Raw genomic sequence first — 18,395 nt, 5'->3', positions numbered from 1 at the left:
TAATTAATTCTAGTATTGACTTTTTATAGATAAATAGTTAGAATTCTAATAGTCAGAATTCTAACTATTTATCTAATGAGTCCGGTGGTGATTAATAATGAAAGAAGAAAAGCTCGAACAGACTTCTGATCTTTTCTTAGAGCTTTTGCCAATTTTGCAATATAAAATAAATCCATTATTTCATTCAGGTATACAACAAAACTTAAAATGCAATAAGAATCAAAGTAAAGCATTAATAATAATCGGAAGGTGGAAAGAAATAACTCCTACATTACTCGGAAAATATTTAGATTTAAGAAAAGGCAGTTTAACTACTCTTATAGATTCTTTAGTGAAGATGAATCTAGTCAAAAGAGAGTTTCATCCTAACGATAGGAGAAAAACTCTTATCAAATTAACTTCTAAAGGTGAAGAACTTGTAGAGTTAAAATTTAAAGATTTTAAGGAAAATATAAATACTCTTTTTGATTCCTTTTCGGACAACCAACTAGAAAATCTTAATCATAATTTATTAGAAATAATAAAAATAGTAAAGAAAGTATAAAAAGAAGGAGGTTAAATATGGATAGATCTAAACAATTAGGTGAAGAAAGTATTGGTAAGCTATTGATAAACTTCTCTATACCAGCAATAGTAGGTATGGTAGTAAACGCAGTCTATAACATAGTAGACAGAATATTTATTGGAAGATTTATAGGTGATATGGGTTTAGCTGGTGTTGTAATTGCTTATCCAATAATGCTTATAATAATGGCTTTTGCAATGCTTATAGGATTTGGTGCTACTTCTCTTATATCCATTAAATTAGGAGAAGGTAAACAAGATGAAGCTGAATCAATATTAGGTAATGCTTTTACATTAATGATTATATTTCCATTAGTATTAACTGCAGTAGGTTTATTTTTCTTAGATGATATTTTAGTACTATTTGGAGCTAGTAAAAATGTTTTACCTTATGCAGAACAATATTTAAGTATAATACTAATAGGTGCTGTATTTCAAACTATTGGATTTGGTATGAATAACTTTATAAGATCTGAAGGAAATCCTAAAGTAGCAATGGGTACTATGTTAGTAGGTGCTATTATTAATACCATACTAGACCCTATACTTATTTCTGTAGTCGGACTAGGTATAAAAGGAGCTGCATTAGCAACTATATTAGCACAATTAGCTTCTGCAATTTGGGTATTATACTATTTCTTCTCTGGAAATAGCTTACTTAAAGTTAGAAAACCTTATTTGAAACTAAAATCAAAACTTGTTAGCAACATATTAGCTTTGGGTTCAGCACAATTTGCTATACAATTAGCAAATAGTTTGATTATATTATTATTTAATAGAGCATTAATAAGACATGGCGGAGATTTAGCAATTTCAGCATATGGGATCATAAACAGTATTTCTACTATGATTTTAATGCCTATATTTGGTATTAACCAAGGATCTCAGCCTATAGTTGGATATAACTATGGTGCTAGAAAATATGATAGAGTTAAGAAAACCTTAAAACTATCAATTACTGGTGCTACAATAATAGTTTTAATTGGATTTGCAGTAAGCATGTTATTCCCTGAACAACTAGTAAGTTTATTTAGTAAAGGAAATAAAGAATTAACAAAATTAGCTTCTAATGGAATGCGATTATTCTTTCTAATGTACCCTGTAATAGGATTCCAAATAGTTGCTTCAAACTATTTCCAAGCAACTGGAAAACCAAAACAAGCCCTTTTCTTGAGTATGTCAAGACAAGTTATAGTACTTATACCAGCTATCTTAATACTACCAAATATCTTTGGTCTAAATGGTATATGGGCTGCAGGTCCAACTGCTGACTTCCTAGCTTCACTTTTAACAGGTACTTTTTTAATACTAGACCTTAAAAATCTTGATAGAATGAAAAATCAAAATCAATTCTTATAGATACAATTTAATAAATTAAAAATAAAGAAGTTATTTTTAAAAATAACTTCTTTATTTTTATTAACTCTTAAGCTCATATTAATTAATTTATAGCTTAAACATAGGGGCACTCATAAATAACTTATGTATCATAATTACATTTAAAATATGCTTATTTAAATAAATTAGATTGATATAACATCTATAAAATTCTTAATAAATGTAGCAGTTATTCCCCATATTACATAATCGTTATACTCATAAAAATAAATTGATTCTTTACGTTTTCTCCATTTATATCTTTTCCCATCTTGTATTAAGTAATATGGAAAATCATCTTGTAACTTCATTTTATATTCTACATTATACTTAAGTGGTGGATTTTCTATAAAAAAACTTAGTGGTACTGTAAATATATGATCTGTTTCTAATCTATTATAGTTTATTTTATTAAATTCAATATTTTCTAGTATTCCTACATATCCATAAATAGTCATATCATAAGGGAATACTATATAGTCAAGTTTTCCAATTACTTTTATTTTATCTATATCAATATTAAGTTCCTCATGAGTTTCTCTAATTGCTGCCTCTTTAAAAGTTTCATGTTTTTCTACTTTTCCTCCTGGTAAAGATATTTCATTAGGCTGAGTCTTTAAGCTTTTCGATCTTACTTCAAATAATACATGCCAATCTCCTTCTATATCTATCAATGGTAATAATACAGAATAACTTTTTTTATTCTCAATGCTCTCTCTTTTCCTATTTTCAAATTTCTTAACTATATCATTTATATTCACTTTATTCACCTTTATTTATTAACTTTAGACACTACAATATACATTTAAATATATTCTTAGATTATTTATCTTATTATATTCTTATAGCTTTAAAAGTTTTTTTAATACTATAAAAATAAAAGAGTCGAGCATCTTAATCACCCGACTCCTTTGAAGACACTTTTAATATTTTACTATAAAAGATCTTCTCCTTCATTCCAGTTAATTGGACATAATCCACCAGTTTGTAATGCTTTTAATACACGTAGTGTTTCATCTACATTTCTACCAACATTTAAGTCATGTACCACTGAATATCTTACTTGACCTTCTGGATCTATAATGAATAATCCTCTTAATGCGATTCCTTCTTCTTCTATAAGTACTCCGTACTGTCTTGCTACATTTTTAGTTATGTCTGAACCTAATGGAAAGCTTAATTTTCCTAAATCTCCATTAATCCATGCTTTATGTGAGTGTTCACTGTCTATACTTACTCCTAATACTTCTGCTCCTGCTTTTTGGAAATCTGAATATCTGTCACTAAAAGCTGTAATTTCTGTAGGACATACAAATGTAAAGTCTAATGGATAAAAGAATAATACAAGCCATTTTCCTCTGTAGTCACTTAGTGTTGCCTTACCAAAGTCTTCTCCGCTACCTAATGCTGTTGTTAAATTAAAATCTGGTGCTGGTCTTCCAACTAATCTTTCCATAATATAAAATCCTCCTTTAATATTCATTCATTATGCTTACTTTATATATGTTCCCCTAATAATGATTTTTAATCTCAATTATTACTTTTCTTTCATTAATTATATCTATAAATTTGTTTGTTCATATAGATATTTTCTATTATATGTACTTAAACCATAGTAAATGCACATGTTATTTAGTATGTATATATTTTTTATATATTATTCTAATATAAATATTTTATTTAATTCAATTATTAAAAATAAAAAAGAGACTAAATTATATAATTTAGTCTCTTTCTATATATTATACCTTATAAAAGGTCGTCTCCTTCATTCCAGTTAATTGGACATAATCCACCAGTTTGTAATGCTTTTAGTACACGTATTGACTCTTCTACATTTCTACCAACATTTAGATCATGTGTTACTGAATATCTTATTACTCCTTCCGGATCTATAATAAATAATCCTCTTATAGCAATTCCTTCCTCTTCAATAAGTACTCCATAATCTTCTGAAGCTTTTCTAGTTTTATCTGATGCTAATGGAAAATTCAGCTTTCCTAAACTTCCATTAATCCATGCTTTATGTGAGTGTTCACTATCTGTACTCACTCCTAGTATCTCTGCTCCTAGTTTTTGAAATTCTTCATACCTTTCACTAAAGGCTGTTATTTCTGTAGGTCAAATAAAAGTAAAGTCTAATGGATAGAAGAATAATACTAACCATTTTCCCTTATAATCATTTAATTTTGATTGACCAAAATCTTCTCCGTTACCTAATGCTGTTGGTAAAGAGAAATCTGGTGCTGGTCTTCCAACTAATCTGTTCATTTAAATTCCTCCTTAAATTTTGCTTGTAAATCAACCTTAGTTTATATATTCCCTACGATAAATTTACTTAAACATTTTTTATTGATTTTATCTATATTATTTCAGTTAATTATAGATTTTATCTATAGTCAATGGAGAAATTAAATGATTTTATATTTATAACCCTCGTTTTATCTCTTCAACTCTGCTATTTACTCTCTTTCCTAGAAATGTATCTATACTTTTTAATTTTTCAAAATAGCTCTTTTCATCTTTGAACTTTATAGTTTGTCCAAATGCTATAATCTCTAGAACCTCTTTAGTTCTATTAACTATGTTATTCTCATCCTTATTTTCTTGATTTAATAAATAGCTTATAGTTATACTTAAAGCTTCAATAACCTTATCTATATCAAATTCTTTTTTATTTTCTTTAGGTAATTTACTCCAATTTATTAATGCATGTTCATCCTCAACCACGTCCTGTAAAACATGTCTTGTAAATCCTACTATACAACTATTACCTTCACATTTACCACATCTATCTTCTCCTAAGCATAAATTGTCCATTGCCTTTTTCAACTGTTGTGCTTGAGTATAAAGAGTTGCTGCTACTTCTTTTAGATAAGTTTTTTCTTTACTTTTCCTAGTTTTAATTATAGGTTTGACTAATATATAAACTGTCAAAGAAAGTAAAAGGAGAAATATTCCTATATTCATAGATGTTAAATATTCCTTTGGAAGTGTTTGATAAAGTTTTAATGTTCCAAAGAATAGAAATACACCAGATGAAACTAATTTTATAGTAGTTTCTGGTATCTTATCTCCTATCTTAGTTCCTACAAATATTCCTATACCACTTGTCACTAGCATTCCTAATACCGTTCCTACTAATATTAGCAAAGGATAGTTAGAATCTGTTGACAATGTCATTGCTGTAAGTTGAGTCTTATCTCCAAGCTCTCCTATAAAAAATGCTAATGCTACTGTCAAAATTGGACCAAACTTTTGATCATCTTTCTCTTCTTCATCTTCATTTTCACTCTTCAAGCTCCATAGTCCAAATAATATAAACATTATACCTGCTACTATCTGAATTATGTTCATTGGTATTAAATTAGATAAGTATGATCCTAATGCTATTGCTATACCATGATTTAAAGCAGAGCCTATTGCTACCCCAATTAATACCTTATTTACTTTAAACTTTGTAGCAAAAGCCATAGATAATATTTGAGTCTTGTCCCCCATTTCTGCAGCAAAAATAAAGAAAAAAGCTCTCACTATTTCTCCCAACATGTCGTACATTTATGCCTCCTTTTAAAATTAAAATAGCCTTAATTTTAAACAGCCCTCTAATCAACTAAAACATTATACCACTTTATGAAATAAGATAATAGTAATTATGCAACATATTATTGTTATCTAAAAGAATATAATTAAAACCTATGAAATTAAGCTTTATTTAAGTGGAATTTTTATCTCCTATTATTCAATAAAATTTATAAACTTTATACTTCTCAAAATTTGATATAATCTATTATAGGACTAGTTGTTTTAATACTTAATTAATAAGGAGGATACCTATGTATAAGGTAGGATTTATAGGTCTTGGTAATATGGGATACGCTATTCTTAAAGGACTACTTAGAACTGATTCTAAAGATAACTTTACTTTTACTGAAATCAGTGATGAAAGAAAAAGTGCACTTAGCAAGGAACTAAACGTAAAATATTCAAATAATAATATAGAGCTTATAAAAAACTCAAAATATATAGTATTAGCTGTTAAGCCTCAAGTTTATAAAGAAGTTATGGAAGAGATAAAAGAGTACTTAACTCCTGAAAATATTATTATAACTATAGCTCCAGGCTTTGATATTAACACAGTAAAACTCCTACTTGGAAGTAATGTCAGAGTCGTTAGATCTATGCCAAATACTCCAGCTCTAGTTGGTGAAGGTATGAGCGCTGTTTGTTTCTCAGATGATAAATTTGAAAATAAAGAGATTGAGGATATTAAAAATATATTTTTATCTTTTGGGGAAATAGAGATTTTAGAAGAAAAACTAATGGACGCTATAGTACCTATATCAGGAAGTTCTCCAGCTTATATATATATGCTAATAGAAGCTATGGCAGATGGTGGTGTACTTATGGGACTTCCTAGAAAACTTGCTTATAAGCTAGCTTCTCAATCTGTTCTTGGATCTGCTAAGATGGTATTAGAAACTAATACTCATCCAGGTGAGCTAAAAGATGCTGTTTGTTCTCCTGGTGGAACTACTATAGAAGCCGTTGCTACTTTAGAAAAGTACAACTTTAGGAGTTCAATTATAGAAGCCATGACTTCTGCATATAATAAAGCTAAAAATATGAAATAGTATATAATATAATTTAAAAAAAGCTGAGATTTTATTATTCTCAGCTTTTTTTATCCAATTAAATCTTAAACATTGATATAGATTCTTTAAGTTCTCCTGATGTATCAGCGAGTTTTCCACACTCATTATTGATACTATCCATACAAGATAATTGTTCTTCTGTAGAAGCCAATACTTCTTGTGTTGCTGCAGCATTTTCTTGAGCTATAGTAGATAAATTCTCCATTACTTGTAATATTTCGTTTTTTCTATCTTCAATAACTTTCTTAGATGAATCTACGTTTTTCATTGCCTTAACAACTTCATCTATTGCAATAGCAATTTCATTGTATTTTTTTTCTGTCATATTAACACTTTCTAGTTCTTCCTTAATTAATCCTAAAACTTTTTTAATATTCGATACAGAGTTAATAGAGTCTTCTTGAAGTTCTGTTACAGCAGTATCTATTATTTTCGTTGAATTTGTTGATTGTTCAGCTAGTTTTCTAATCTCTTCTGCTACAACAGCAAATCCTTTACCATGCTCTCCAGCTCTTGCTGCTTCTATAGCTGCATTTAATGCAAGTAAATTTGTCTGTTCTGCTATAGATGCTATAACTTCACTTGCTTTACTTATATTTTCTGCACTATCATTAGTTTTTAATATTCCTTTATAAACTTCATTTATAGCCTCTTCACTCTCATCTGTCTTAGTGTTCAATTCTTTTATTATTTCTTGTCCCTCTTCTAATATATGTACTACATTCTCAGTTGTATTATCCATTAAGCCAATATTTTCAAAATTCTCTTCCATTGTGCTACCTAGTTCATATACTTTGTTTAGTCCGTCTTCTATTTCATTTGCTTGTTCAGTTGCACCTTTAGCTATTTCTTCAACTGTTACAGAAACTTCTTGTGACACTCTTGCAACACTTTTCGAAGAATCATCTAAATCTTGAGAGGAGCTTATTAGATGCTTAGATGCTATTAATATATGAGATATTAGATCACCCAAATTTTTCTTCATATCATTAAAGTTAGAAGCCAGTTTTCCTATCTCATTATTTTTATTTAAAATATCTTCTGAAATATCTACTGTGAAATCTCCTTTTGAAATTTGATTGGCATAGTTTGATAGATCTGATAATGGTCTAGATAACTTTCTTGCAAATATAGATATTAATATAGATGTTACAATTAATACTGCAATTAATGTTATTAATGAAGTTGTATTAATATCGCTAAGATTAGCTAATAGTTCACTCTTAGGAATCATCACTCCTACTGACCAACCTTTAATTTTAATAGGAGAATATCCAACTACTTTTTCATCACCCTGTAAAATACATTCACCTGTTCCTTCTTTTAATGATACCATGTCTTTAGTTATTTCTTGCATCCTACTATCTTCATTATCTTTTTTAGATTCTTTTAATAAATTATATTTTTTCTTAACTAGACTATTGTCTTTATTAGCTATAATAGTTCCCTCTTTATTTAAAACATAGACATATCCACTATTTAAAACCTTCATATCACTTACTATGTCGCTTATTTTTGTTACACTTTCTATGGCTGTAATTGTCCCTATAATCTGACCATTTACTTTTATAGGAGCAGACACCATTATGTATTGATTTACCCCATCGGAACTATCCATAGGATCTGATATGTACCCTTTACCAGTTCTCATTGGCTCAGTAAAGTGTGACTGCTTACTAGAATTAAATGTTTCCCCTGTTACAGTAGTTGCAATCCCATCTATACCTGCTATTTGCATATTTTTAAATCCATACTGATTTTTCTTTTCTTCTAGAACCTTAAGTTTATCTTCTAATGTAATATTAGGGTTTTTTATTTCATATTTATCTGCTATTTCTTCTACTATTTTGACTTGTTTTTCTAGCCTGTCTTCTACATTTAAAGCGGTTCTGTTAGCTATAATTTTTAAATCACCCTTAGCAACATCTGTTATAGCATTTTGAGATATAAAGTAATTGAGCGCCCCTACAGTCAAGCATGCTATTACTATGACTGGCAAAAAATAAGTTATAATCTGTCTTTTAATACTTTTCATCCCTAACACCCTCTTCATTGTTTTCTATAATTACTAATAAATTCCCTATAATAGATTTATTTTATATTTTTATGTATAAATTGTCAAATAATGATGAAAAGAAATAAAGAGGCTTATCGCCTCTTTTATTACATTTCAAATTTAGAAGATATCTCTTTTAATTTTTTAATGATTTCTACTAATTTACTACATGTTGACTCTATTTCTTCTGTTGAAGCTAATTGTTCTTGTGTTGATGCTAATACTTGTTCTGTACTTGCTGAATTTTGCTCTGCCAATGCAGATAAATCTTCTATTAGGACTAATAGATTATTTTTCTTTTCTTCCTTTTCTTTTCTTATTTCATTTAATTCCTCTAATACTTCTACTTCTAAATTTACCGCTTCAGATATTTCTTTATATTTTTCATTTGTAAAGTTTACACTATTCATTTCATCATTTACTATATCTAATAGTTTTTCAATTTTAGCAACAGAATTAGTAGAGTTTTGCTGTAGCTCTGCTACTGCCTCATCTATTATTTTAGTTGAAGCGTTTGACTCTTCAGCAAGTTTTCTAATTTCGTCTGCAACGACTGCAAATCCTTTACCTGCTTCCCCTGCTCTTGCTGCTTCTATAGCTGCATTTAATGCAAGTAAATTCGTTTGTTCTGCTATAGATGCTATAAATTCACTTGCTTTTCCTATGTTTTCTGCACTATTGTTAGTTTTTACTATCTTGTCATAAACCTCTTTTATTTTTTCCTCACTTTCTTCTGCTTTTTTGATTAGGTCTTCTAGTACTAAAACTCCTTCTTTTATTGCATTCGTTGTTTCATTGCTTTTTTGATTTAAAAGTAATACACTTTCTTTATTCTTATCAATCATATTGCCTATTTCATTTACTCTATTAAGTCCGTTTTCAGTATTGTTTGCTTGATCTACTGCGCCTTTAGCTACTTCCTCTATAGTTTTAGCTATTTCTTGAGATGACACTTTTATATTTTGTATACTATCTGTTAGTTCTAATGAAGAAGAAGATAGATTTTCAGTTATATTTAACACTTCTTCCATAGTTTCTTTCAACTTTTTCCTCATATCTTCAAAAGCTTTTGCTAAAGTCCCTATTTCATCTTTTCTATTAATTATATTTTCATTAATCTCTTCATTAAAATTTCCATGAGATATGCTATTAGCAAATTTTGATATAATCACTATTGGATCTGATATCCTTTTTATCATTATCCAAAATGCAATTCCTACTGCTATAGCTGATACTATTGAAATAATCAGTAAAATACTTCTAATACCATTAATTTCAGATAGAATTTCATCTTTTGGTGCTGCTGCCACTAAGGTCCAATTAGTTGATTTTGTTTTAGAAAACCCTAGTATTTCTTCTTCTTCACCGTTATTATAAACTATATTACCTTCTTTTTCCTTTAAAATATAATTTATTGCATCATTAAGCTCAGTATCTTTACTGTTTTTAGGATCATATACTAAGTTATATTTATTTGAATTTAAGTCTTTATTTTCATGTGATATTATTACACCTTCATTATTTACTACATAGGTGTATCCTGACTTTATAAGACTAGCCCCTGATATCATAGCATCTAGATTTTTTCCACTTCTAGCAGCTACTAATACACCATCTATATCATCTCCATTTTTTATAGGAACAGAATATAAGATTAGATTTTCTCCTCTATCTTTATCTGTTATAGGATCTGATATGAACCTTTTTCCTGATATAGCTTCTTTAAAATAAGTTTGATTTATAGAATTATAACTTTTTTGATCAGTAGATACTTCATTTCCATATTTATCTACTATACTTAAATAAATAAAATTTCCTATTTTTAGTTCTCTTTTTAATAACTCTATTTTAGATTCCAAAGATATATCTTTATTCATAAGATCTGTTCTATTTACTATTCTTTCCATATAGTCAAACTGATTATTAACTCTTTCATCTACTAGCTTAGATATTTGTTTTGACGTTAAAGTTAAGTTTGCTTTTTCCATATCTAGTATTGAGTTTGACGAAACTACATAAATTATACTTCCTATAACAAGACATATTACTATAGAAGAGGTTACAAACATAGTTGTCAATTTATTTCTTAGACCCATGTTGTTATGCCTCCTAACTTTTATTTAAAGTACCTACCCAAAGCTAGGTCCCTCTTTGTACATAGTATGTTGTCCTTTTTTACATAGTTACCTTTTTCTATGAGCTAATCTTCCACTTATAGAAGTAGGAACTTTAGGGTATTTGCTTTTTGTTTATCTCTAGAGCTTAGATAATATAAAAATTTACATAAAAACAATATTTATGAGTATTAAAAAAGCTTATTAAATAATGTTTAAAGCTAAATTTATTATAATAAATTTAGCTTTACTTATTTAATAAGCTCTATGATCTCTAATCTAAGTATATTGACTTAAATGTATTTCCTTCTAAATCTTTTATTTCAAATAAATTATTTTCTAATACTCCATATGAGTTTGGTCCATTGTCCTTTGGTAACGTTATTGATCCAGGATTTAGTATATATATATTTTCATATTTTTCAGCAACAGTTACATGAGTATGTCCATGTATAAGAACATCACCTTTTGTTAATTTAAGCATATTGTTCTTATTATATATATGTCCGTGAGTTATATATATCCTCCTGTTATTATAAAGTACTATGGAATAATCTGACATCATATCATACTCTATCATCATTTGATCTACTTCACTGTCACAATTTCCTCTAACTGCTATTATTTTTTCTTTATATTTATTTAGTATATCTGCAACTTCTTTAGGATTGTAGTCTTTTGGTAATGGATTTCTAGGTCCATGATAAAGTGTATCTCCTAAAATAATCAAATAATCTGCTTTTTCTCTTTCAAAAGATTTTATCCCTTCTTTAACATAATGCAATGAACCATGTATATCAGACATAAAAAATAACTTCATAATCATCACCCCTTTATTTATTTAAAAAGAAGTATTTTCTATTATTTGTACCCTACTTTTTATTTTATCTATTTCTTTTTCTTTATTTTTCCACCAATTCCTGCTCCATATTCTATGGATAGTCCATCCTCTATTTTCTAAAAATTTCTGCCTATATATATCTCTTTCCCTAGCCGACTTACTACTATGATAAGTTGCTCCATCACACTCTATACCTAGAATATATTGTGATTTTTCCTCATCATATATTGCTAAATCTATTTTATATCCTGATGATCCAACTTGAGTATGAACACTATATCCCTGACTTACTAATGCTTCATAAACTTCTTCTTCAAAAGGACTATCAAAATGATTTATATTATTGTTAATATCACATGTAGACAATAAAGAATATAATATTTTATTTGCTCCATCTTTATCATTGTTTGAAACAGCTCTTACATACTGAAGATATTTCTTTAAGAGAACTACTCCTCTACTTAAATTATCTACATTTCCTAGTTCTTCTGGCTCTATAGACGTAATCACATATATTTTTTTCTTAGCTCTACTTATAGCTACATTAAGTCTATTTTCTCCTGACTTCATGGTAAGACTTCCAAAGTTTCTTACTATTCTATCTTCTTCATTAGGGGCATACCCTATAGAAAAGATAATAATATCTCTTTCATCCCCTTGAACGTTTTCTATATTCTTAACAAATATGCTTTTATCCTCATCTCCATCTTTTCTATCGATTTCTTGCCTATATAAACATCCAAACTCCATATCTTTTGTAGCTTCTCTATCTAATAAATCTTCTATTAAGTCTTTCTGATTAGAGTTAAAAGTTATTATACCTATTGTTTCTTCATACTCTCTATTAAAAAGTATATTCTTTACTAGATTTACTACTTCTTTTGCTTCCTTAAAGTTTTTCCTATCTATCCATCTTCCCTGTATTTTTATACGTTCAATAGGAGGTGATTCTGAGTTATTAGATATATTAGGTACTATCTCCATCTTTCCATTATAAAAAGCATAATTTGAAAAATTAATTAATTCCTCATTTAAAGATCTATAATGATAATTTAATGTAACTCCATCATATTTAAATTTTGCAAGATCTAATAAACTTTTTGCTTCTATAGGTGCATTAGATATATACCCATCAAAATATTCTTCTTCGATTTCAATATCATCTATTCTTGCTTGATATATATCACTTGGTTGAAGCTGCTTATCATCACCTGCAATTATTACACTATTAGCTCTATATATAGCAGGTATCCCATTTTCAACAAACATTTGTGATGCTTCATCAAATATGACTGTATCAAATAAATTCTCTTTAAGTGGAAATGAACTAGATACCGCTTCTGGTGTAACTAACCAACATGGCAATATACTAAATAATCCTTTTTCATAAAATGAATGAACAAACCTTCTTAATGTCATTCTATTACGTTTTTTACCTACCTCATATTTTATTTCTCTAAAATTTGTTTCATTACCAAGTCTGTTATATGACTTACTATTTTCTATATCCTTATTAAGCTTATCTATAATTAAACTTGGTACCAATTCTCTTTTCTTTTTCATTAGATGATTTACTTTGTCTCTTATACTTTGCATATTATCTATTTGCCCTAAAATGTCTCTTTTTCTTAATTCAGCTAACTCTATATGCTTTAGATAGATTGTATTTCTTATTGCATCTGGAAGTTTTTCCATTTCTTTTTCATTCTCACCGTATTTATCTATACAATATCTTATAAGTATCTTTTCATTATCTGTTAAATTCTTTTTCATATAATCTAATGTTTGGATATTTTCAAAATCAGTTTTTATTATATTTTCTACATCTTCTAATATATACTGCCAATTGTTATTTTCAAAAATGTGTTTCTCTAAATCTGATAAAAAATTTCTATCAAAATATCTCTCTAATATATTTATTTCATTAAACAAATTTTCAATAAATTTCGTATTTTTAACGTAACCTTCTAATTTAGATATTATTCTGTCTACGCCTAGTTTATAATCTAAGCTTTCTATACCATAGAAACTCTTAATTTTAGATAGCATACTGTTAAATTTAATAGTTTGATCTATGTACTGTAAAGAATCCTTTATCTTATGTTCGTTAAGTATAGATTTTAAGCTTCTTCTACTTTTCCAATACTGCAATTTCCAAAACTTTCTCTTTTTAATATTTCTACTTAAACGAGCCAAAGTATTTAGACTACTAAACTCTTTTATATCTAGCAATTTATTATAGTTTTTTAATTCATCTATATCTTCACTTAATCTTTTTATATTTTTTATAAAGTCAAAGCCTTTATCTAATAACAAGTTTTCGATTTCTTTTATTTCATTATCTTCTTGGGCTTTTTCTACATATTTTTCTATACTTTCTCTAACCCTACTTAGAACTTTTACAACTCTATCTCTCTCTATCTCTTGAAAATTAGAAAAATCCTGTCTGTTTTTTAGTATACAGCTGTTAAAATCATACTTTAAGTATTTAGATATTCTTTTTATATTAGCTATCATATTTTCAAGCTCATAGTTCGTTATATTAATAAATCTACCGAAATTATCACTTATTAGTTCAATATAGTATTCATAATCATTGAAACTTTTAGAATAAAGTTGATGTAGTGTTAATCCAAAACTAGTTTTTTCATGAAGCAATTTTGCTAACTTTTCTAGCTTCAAAATTTCTTTATCTATCTCATTTGATATCGTTTCAAACTCTTTATCTAAGTCATTATTATGGTAGTATTCTTGTTGTTCTAGTATACTTTGTATTTTGTAAAATATACTTTGCCTATCTATATTAGAAGATACTACAACTCCAATTCTATCTTTTAATCCTAACTTTGAAAGTCTATTATATACAACATCAATAGCAGCTTTTTTCTGAGAAACCATTAATACTTTTTTCCCTTTAGCCAAATTATCTATTATTAAATTAACTATTACTTGAGATTTCCCTGTACCTGGAGGTCCATATATTACTACTTCTTTTCTCTTATTAGTAGATATTATGGCTTTTTCTTGACTATAGTCTAATTCCGTTACAAAGAATAAGTCATTTTCTTTAAAATCTACTTTACTTACTTCTTTATAGCCATCCTTTGCAACATCCGATACATAATCACCTGTTTCTATAAGATTTGAAACTAGCTTATTTTGATTAGCTACTCCCATTAGCTCTGTATAATCCTCATATATAGCACTCGTAGAAATAGGAAAATTACCTATTATTAAATTGTTTTTTAACTCAAGTTCTCCAAGTTCATACAATGGTACATTTCTATTTGTATATTCTTCAAATTTTGATACTTCTTTCGATAGGTTTTTAGTATTTATTTTTATACCATACTTACCTAAATAATTTTTAACCCATTGAATTATATTTTCATGATCTATATATTCAAATTCAACTTCAAAGTCCGGCAACTTTATATCATTATATTTCTGAAATCCCTTTACAAAAGTTTTATTTATCATTATACTCTCATCTATAGTATTTTCTATAAAGACTTCATCATTTTCTATAATCAATTTTACTGGGAATAGTAAAAGTGGAGCTTTCACAAAAGTTCCATCTTTAAAATTTCCCTCAACAAATGGGTAACCTATATACAAATCATAACTTCCTTTTTCTTTTTGTATATAAATAGTTTCTTTATTAAGTAAATTTAATTGATAACGCAATCGTATCAATTTTTCTACTTCTTCTACTGAATAGTTTTCACAGTCAAGTGATAGTAACTTGATTTTATTTCTACTTCTAGATGCCAAACCAAATATCAGTTTTTCATAAAAGTCATCTTCACTTAACTCTCCTAATAAGCTTAAATCAAAAGCTCTCTTCTTATAAAGTTTTTTCAAAACTAGTGTTCTATTACTTGAGCTTAAATTAATTAATCTATCTCTATATATAGACAACATATCTTGCAACGTACTCACCACCGATTTATCTTTTTGTTAAAATCTATTTTCCAAAAAATTAATAGCTTATTTGAATTAATAATAAATATATACAAAACCTATGTTCTGTAACTTTTATTATAAGATTATTATGAATGTTTTACAATACAATACTGCTCCTTAACACTTAATTAAAGCTTATTTCTGTATACTAAAAATAAAAGAGCCAATTTTTTTAATTAGCTCTTTTAACTCCATAATTATTCTATTTTAATTTAATACAAACAAATATGGTCTTATTGTTTTATTGTTCTATGCATTCACACTACTTCTTTCTGTTAAGCTTTTAGGAAGTAGATTATATAATAACGAGACTATTATGCAACTTGCTGTCTTATCTATTATATCTCCTGTAATTCTTGGTATGAAATTAGCTGTAAATATACTCTTTCCTGATTTGATTAGCCACATAAATATAATATTATCTAGCTTTCCCGTTAGTCCCTCAAAGAATATAATTGATATAATAGTTCCCATAATTGGAGTTATTATAGATAATATACATCCTGTAGTTATTGCAACTAGAAGATTAAACTTATATTTTTTTGCAATAAATCCAACTATTAGACCTATGGCTATATTAACTATTGCAAATGGTATATGATCTTTATAATCTGTAATTGATCCTAGTATAACATTGGTAAATCCTCCAACTATAGCTCCTGCTAATGGACCTAACAATACTGCTGAAAATATAGTTCCTATGGTATCTAAAAATATAAGTGGTAACTTCAACATTTGTGTAACAGTACCAAGTATTATATTTACAGCTATACTAATAGATATAAAAGCTAAAGTAACCCCTGAATATCCTCTCTTCATTAATCTCTCTCCCATGCATAAGTTTTATGTCATTATAAAATTATTGTAAATAATAGCTTCATAATTTTAAATTTTTATTAGTAATATATTTCTTAACTAAATTTATAATTAATTCTAATAAAACATTATAGACCACTTTATTCAAGATACATAAGTTTCTTTATCTTTATTACTACTTTATGCATTTGACTTACTTCTTTCGATTAAACTTTTAGGAAGTAATCTATACAATGATGAAACTAATATACAGCTTATTATCTTGTCTATCATATTCCCAGTAATTCTTGGTATGAAATTAGCTGTAAATATGCTTTGCCCTGATTTCACTAACCATGTAGATATAATATCATTTATACTTCCTGTTACTCCTCCGAAAAACACAATTACTATATTAGTTCCTATGATTGGAGCTATCACAGCTATTATAATTCCTGTAACTATTGCAACTGGAAGATTAAACTTATATCTTCTTGCAATAAATCCAACTACTAATCCTATAACTATATTAACTATTGCAAATGGTATGTCTTTAGGATTTGTAATCAATCCTTGTATAACATTAGTAAGTCCTCCAACTATAGCTCCTGCTAATGGGCCTAATATTACTGCTGAAAATATAGTTCCCACAGTATCTAGAAAGATAAGTGGTAACTTCAACATTTGAGTTGCAGTACCAAGTACTATATTTATTGCTATACTAATAGATGCAAAAGCTAATGTAAACCCTGAATATCTCATTTTCATTGATCTCACTCCTATATTATAAATTTCTCAACTTTATAAAATTATAATATTTATTATAGGAGCTTGTATAATCAAAAAAAACTATTTATCTTGTGTCATCTATATGTTTTATTTATACTTTTATAGTGATCTTTGCCAATATGTAACTGACAATTTCTAACTTAGAATCTTTATTTATACACAATTTTCAGCTAACGTGATAGTTTAACTTTAATATAAAGTTATAATTTACTTATTTAAAATACATCTAATCCCTTCTTCTGTAACACATTTACCACAACTTACACATTTAACCTTATTTATTTCTAGATTTTCAAACTTATTTACTAAATCTGGTTGGCATATAAATGGTCTACATATTGATATACACTCTATCTTTGTAGAATTTATTATTTCATTCATTCTATCAACAGTTCTATTTAATCCTACCAAAAACACAGGAGCATTTATTTCTTTTGCAATTTCTTCTCCATACTCTTTATATATAGCTTCTTGTTTTGATGTATTTGATGGTTTCATCCCACTTATTTCTATAGAATCTATTCCTCTTTCATCTAAGGCCTTACATACATATTTACATTCTTCAAATGTTGCGCCATCATCTTCAAAGTCTGAAGAGTTTATTTTTATAGATATATGATAATCTTTTCCTACCTCTTTTCTCATTTCATCATATACTTCTAATATCAGTCTTCCTCTATTCTCTACACTTCCACCATATTTATCACTTCTTGTATTGTACTTAGGACTTAAAGTTCTACTTAAAAAGTATCCATGAGCTCCGTGTATTTGTACTCCATCAAATCCTGCTTCTTTTGCTCTTCTTGACGCTTCTTTAAATGCTCTCTTTATATTATCTATATCTTCATTACCATATTTATCTGTAAATCCATATTCGTTTAATCCTTTTTCTTTGTTTATATATTCTTTACCTAAGACTATTTGTATGATTACTTTAGAGTCATATTTGTGTATCAATGATGTAAGTTTTTTATATTCCTCAACAAAAGTATCATCATAAATACCTAGCATATTTTTAGCTGGTTCATCATATTCAAAGACTTTAGCATAGCCTGTAATTATAAGTCCAACTCCTCCTTTTGCTAAGTCTTCATACAAGTTATATATATTATCTGTTAAATGTCCATTTTCATCAGCCATTCCTTCCCAAGTAGCTGAACGAACAAATCTATTCTTAGCCTCAAGTCCGTTCATATTGACTTTGTCAAATAAGGTTTTCATACTACATTCCCCCCTTT

At 27.7% G+C, this 18,395-nt stretch carries 14 protein-coding genes; 3 read left to right on the top strand and 11 right to left on the bottom strand.

Going from position 1 to position 18,395, the window contains the following annotated elements:
- The first annotated feature begins 97 nt into the window (after positions 1-97).
- Entirely contained in the window at positions 98-544 is a 447-nt protein-coding gene (locus CLPU_RS11935; protein ID WP_050355899.1) for a MarR family winged helix-turn-helix transcriptional regulator, read from the top strand.
- Positions 545-561: 17 nt separating this feature from the next.
- A complete protein-coding gene (locus tag CLPU_RS11930) occupies positions 562-1,923 on the top strand; it encodes an MATE family efflux transporter (RefSeq protein WP_050355898.1) in 1,362 nt (453 codons plus the stop codon).
- Between the two features lie 164 nt (positions 1,924-2,087).
- Here CLPU_RS11930 and CLPU_RS11925 read toward each other — a convergent pair whose 3' ends face one another.
- The 4 genes from CLPU_RS11925 to CLPU_RS11910 form a co-directional block, all read right to left on the bottom strand.
- A complete protein-coding gene (locus CLPU_RS11925) occupies positions 2,088-2,702 on the bottom strand; it encodes an NUDIX hydrolase (protein ID WP_200898579.1) in 615 nt (204 codons plus the stop codon).
- Positions 2,703-2,875: 173 nt separating this feature from the next.
- Positions 2,876-3,397, bottom strand: a complete 522-nt coding sequence (locus tag CLPU_RS11920) for a peroxiredoxin (RefSeq protein WP_050355897.1) — start codon at positions 3,395-3,397, stop codon at positions 2,876-2,878.
- A gap of 293 nt (positions 3,398-3,690) precedes the next feature.
- Positions 3,691-4,212: a peroxiredoxin gene (locus tag CLPU_RS11915; protein WP_082154209.1), complete on the bottom strand. Its 522-nt coding sequence runs from the start codon at positions 4,210-4,212 to the stop codon at positions 3,691-3,693.
- A 156-nt stretch (positions 4,213-4,368) separates the two neighbouring features.
- Positions 4,369-5,499 (bottom strand): TMEM165/GDT1 family protein, encoded by a 1,131-nt coding sequence (locus tag CLPU_RS11910; protein ID WP_050355896.1) that lies wholly within the window; start codon positions 5,497-5,499, stop codon positions 4,369-4,371.
- Positions 5,500-5,777: 278 nt separating this feature from the next.
- On the opposite strand from CLPU_RS11910, the gene proC reads away from it, so the two are divergent.
- Positions 5,778-6,575, top strand: coding sequence for a pyrroline-5-carboxylate reductase (proC, locus tag CLPU_RS11905; RefSeq protein WP_050355895.1), 798 nt, complete (start codon positions 5,778-5,780; stop codon positions 6,573-6,575).
- 58 nt (positions 6,576-6,633) lie between these two features.
- On the opposite strand, the gene CLPU_RS11900 is transcribed toward proC, so the two are convergent.
- The 7 genes from CLPU_RS11900 to CLPU_RS11870 form a co-directional block, all read right to left on the bottom strand.
- Positions 6,634-8,631: a methyl-accepting chemotaxis protein gene (locus CLPU_RS11900; RefSeq protein ID WP_050355894.1), complete on the bottom strand. Its 1,998-nt coding sequence runs from the start codon at positions 8,629-8,631 to the stop codon at positions 6,634-6,636.
- Between the two features lie 128 nt (positions 8,632-8,759).
- A complete protein-coding gene (locus CLPU_RS11895) occupies positions 8,760-10,748 on the bottom strand; it encodes a methyl-accepting chemotaxis protein (protein WP_050355893.1) in 1,989 nt (662 codons plus the stop codon).
- A gap of 292 nt (positions 10,749-11,040) precedes the next feature.
- The gene (gene yfcE / locus CLPU_RS11890; RefSeq protein WP_050355892.1) at positions 11,041-11,586 is read right to left on the bottom strand and encodes a phosphodiesterase; all 546 of its coding nucleotides are present in this window, start codon (positions 11,584-11,586) and stop codon (positions 11,041-11,043) included.
- 21 nt (positions 11,587-11,607) lie between these two features.
- Entirely contained in the window at positions 11,608-15,531 is a 3,924-nt protein-coding gene (locus tag CLPU_RS11885; protein WP_235436175.1) for an AAA domain-containing protein, read from the bottom strand.
- 291 nt (positions 15,532-15,822) lie between these two features.
- Positions 15,823-16,392, bottom strand: a complete 570-nt coding sequence (locus tag CLPU_RS11880) for a CD3073 family putative ECF transporter S component (protein ID WP_050355890.1) — start codon at positions 16,390-16,392, stop codon at positions 15,823-15,825.
- 177 nt (positions 16,393-16,569) lie between these two features.
- Complete coding sequence (locus tag CLPU_RS11875; protein ID WP_235436170.1) at positions 16,570-17,136, bottom strand: CD3073 family putative ECF transporter S component; 567 nt, start codon at positions 17,134-17,136, stop codon at positions 16,570-16,572.
- 228 nt (positions 17,137-17,364) lie between these two features.
- Entirely contained in the window at positions 17,365-18,378 is a 1,014-nt protein-coding gene (locus tag CLPU_RS11870) for an NADH:flavin oxidoreductase (RefSeq protein ID WP_050355889.1), read from the bottom strand.
- Positions 18,379-18,395: the final 17 nt, after the last annotated feature.

It is taken from the genome of Gottschalkia purinilytica, from assembly GCF_001190785.1.
GTDB lineage: Bacteria > Bacillota > Clostridia > Tissierellales > Gottschalkiaceae > Gottschalkia_A > Gottschalkia_A purinilytica.
Note: the sequence above shows the minus strand (reverse complement) of the source record. Positions and strands in the feature narration are given on the sequence as shown.